This window comes from Kitasatospora sp. NPDC018058, assembly GCF_044327205.1.
In the GTDB taxonomy this organism is placed as follows: Bacteria; Actinomycetota; Actinomycetes; order Streptomycetales; family Streptomycetaceae; genus Kitasatospora.
Genome location: NZ_JBIRFA010000125.1, coordinates 1 through 3,214, shown reverse-complemented (window position 1 = coordinate 3,214; position 3,214 = coordinate 1). Strand labels below are relative to the sequence as shown.

The following is a 3,214-nucleotide window of genomic DNA, read 5'->3' as shown; positions in this document are numbered from 1 at the left end:
AACTCGGTGAAGGTGAACGGGGTGGCCATCACCGTGACCCCGCCCGCCAGGGCGAGGTCGCACTCGCCCTGCCGAAGCGCCTGTCCGGCCAGGTGAAGGGCCACCAGCGACGACGAGCAGGCCGTGTCGACCGTCAGCGTCGGCCCTTCCAGTCCCAGCGCGTAGGCGATGCGCCCGGACATCACGCTGCCGAGGTTGCCGATGCCGATGAGGCCTTCGTAGGCGGGCGGCACGTGGCCGAGACGGGACGCGTAGTCGTGGTACATCGCACCGGTGAAGACGCCGGTCGGGGTGCCGTGGAGCGATTCGGGTGTGAGCCCCGCCGATTCGAGCGCCTCCCAGGAGGTCTCCAGGAGGAGCCGCTGCTGCGGGTCCATCGCTGCCGCTTCGCGTGGCGAGATCCCGAAGAAGGCGGGGTCGAAGTCGGCCGCGTGGTGGAGGAATCCGCCGTGCCGGGTGTAGGTGGTGCCGGTGTGCTCGGGATCCGGGTGGTAGAGGCTCTCCAGGTCCCAGTCGCGATCGGTCGGGAACTCCGTGATGGCGTCGCGTCCTTCGGACACCAGTGTCCACAGGTCCTCGGGCGAGGTCACCCCGCCGGGCAGGCGGCAGCTCATGCCCACGATCGCCAGGGGCTCGTCCTGGGCGGTCGTTGGGGCGGCCGTGGGCAGGGCCGTCCGCTGCCCGCGCGTCAGCAGCTCGTCGTGCAGGTGGCGGGCGAGGGCCGTCGGGGTGGGGTGGTCGAAGGTCACGGTCGCGGGCAGCCGGAGGCCTGTGGCCTCGTTGAGACGGTTGCGAAGCTCCAGGGCGGTGAGTGAGTCGAAGCCGGCTTCGCGGAAGGCCCGCGAGGGTTCCACCCGGTCGGAGCTGCCGTGCCCGTGGACGGCGGCGGCGTGGGTGCGGACGAGTTCGAGGAGCGCCGCCTCCTGCTCGCTCTCGGGCAGGGCCGCCAACCGGTTCACCAGGGTGCCGGGTCCGTTCCCCTGCGGTCGGCGGTCGGCCGTGGTGCGGCGGGTCGCCGTCCGGACGAGGCCGCGGAGCGGGAGGGGTACGGCGTCCGGGTCGTGCAGCCGGCCGGTGTCGAGGGCCATCGGGACGAGAGCGGGCTCGTCGGCCTGCACCGCGGCATCGAACAGCCGCAGGCCCTCCGAGGACGGCAGCGCGACCATGCCGCCGCGCGTCCACCGGTCGACGTCGTCGCGGCTGAGGCCGGCGCTGATGCCGCTCCGTTCGGCCCACAGGCCCCAGGCCAGTGAGGTCGCCGGCCTGCCCTCGGCACGGCGGCGCTGCGCGAGTGCGTCCAGGAAGGCATTGGCGGCCGCATAGTTCGCCTGACCCGGCACGCCGAGGGTCGCGGACACCGAGGAGAACAGGACGAATGCCGTGAGGTCCTCGTCCCGGGTCAGCTCGTCCAGGTGCAGGGCGCCGTCGGCCTTGGGGCGCAGGACGGCGTCGAGGCGTTCCTGCGTCAGGGCCGCCACGAGGCCGTCGTCGGCCACGCCCGCCGTGTGCACGACGGCCGACAGCGGGTGCTCGGACGGAACGTCGGCCAGGACCCGCCGCAGCGCCTCGCGATCGGCCGTGTCGCACTCCGCGATCGTGACCTCGGCGCCGAACGCGGTGAGGGAGTCGAGGAGTTCGGCGGCGCCGGGGGCCGCATTGCCGCTGCGGCTGGTGAGCAGGAGGTGCCGTACGCCGTGTTCGGTGACCAGGTGACGGGCCACCAGCGCCCCGAGCACGCCGGTGCCGCCGGTCACCAGGACGGTGCCGCCCCGGCGGAAGGCCTGCGGCTCCGGAGCGTCGTGCCGTGCCGACAGCCGCGCCAGGCGGGGCGTCGACACCGCGCCCCGGCGGACGGCCGCTTGCGGGCCCGCCGTGACGGCTCCGGCCAGCGCGGCCGTCGAGTCCGGGTGGTCGTCCAGATCGGCGAGGACGAAGCGCCCCGGGTGCTCGGACTGCGCGGACCGCAGCAGACCCCAGACCGCGGCGCCGGCCGGATCCGGTGATTCCCCGTCGGCGACGGCCACGGCGTGCCGGGTGGTCACGACCAGTGTGGACGCGTCGAAGCACTCGTGGGACAGCCACTCCTGGACGAGCCGGAGTGCGCGTCCGGCGGCGGCGTGCACCGCTGCCGCGCTGCCGTCGGTGCGCGCGAACGGCGCCACCACGGTGCCGGGCACGTCGGCACCCGCGGAGATCGCGTCGCGCAGCGATGCCAGGTCGGCGTGGTCCGCAGCCGGCCCGGCAGTGGACCCGTCGCCGAGCACCGCCTGCTCCGGGAAGGGGACGGTCGGCTCCTCGGCCGTGGGCGCGGGATCCCAGGTGGTCACGAAGAGGGAGCCGGCCGTCGTGCCGTCGGTCGCGCGCATCTGCTCGGCGCTCACCGGGCGCATCGCCAGCATCTCGACCGACACCAGCGGCTCTCCCGCCGCGTCCGCGACCTGGATGGACATCCGGTCGGTGCCCGAGGGGACGATCCGCACCCGGGCATCGACGGCTCCGGAGGCATGCAGGTGAACACCCTGCCAGGTGAAGGGGAGTCGGGCCGCCGACGCGGACGGGGTGTTGAGCAGGAACGCGTGCAGTACCGCGTCCAGCAGAGCGGGATGCACACCGAACGCCTCGGCCTCACCGTGTTGACCGGTGGGCAGGGACACCTCGGCGAAGATCTCCTGACCCCGTCGCCACACGGCCTGCACGCCCTGGAACGCGGGCCCGTACTGGTAGCCGCGCTCCGCCAACCGCTCGTAGCCGTCCTCCACCGGTACGGCCGTGGCACCCTGTGGTGGCCACGCCGCGAGGTCGAACGACGGGCTGTCCGTGGCGGGCATCAGCAGACCGGTGGCGTGTTGGGTCCACGGCGCGTCGGTGGACGCGTCCTGCTTCCGCGCATACACGGCGACGGACCGCGCGCCGCCGTCCTGCGAGGTGCCGAGCACCACATGCAGGGCAACTCCCTCATGCTCGGGCAACACCAGCGGGGCCTGGAGGGTCAGCTCGTGGAGCACCTCGCAGCCGACTTGCTGCCCGGCTCGCAGGGCCAGTTCCACGAACGCGGTTCCCGGTAGGACGACCGCCCCGTGCACCGCGTGGTCCGCCAGCCACGGCCGGCTCTCCAGCGTCAACCGGCCCGTGAGCACCACGCCGCCCGACTCCGGCGAGACCACGACGGCGCCGAGGAGGGGGTGCTCGGCCGGGATCTGTCCGACCGCCGACA

General features: G+C 73.9%; 1 protein-coding gene. It reads right to left on the bottom strand.

From position 1 onward, the window contains the following. Positions 1 to 3,214, bottom strand: a 3,214-nt coding sequence (locus tag ACH4E7_RS45430; RefSeq protein ID WP_396255100.1) for an SDR family NAD(P)-dependent oxidoreductase, incomplete at both ends; no start/stop codon positions are given.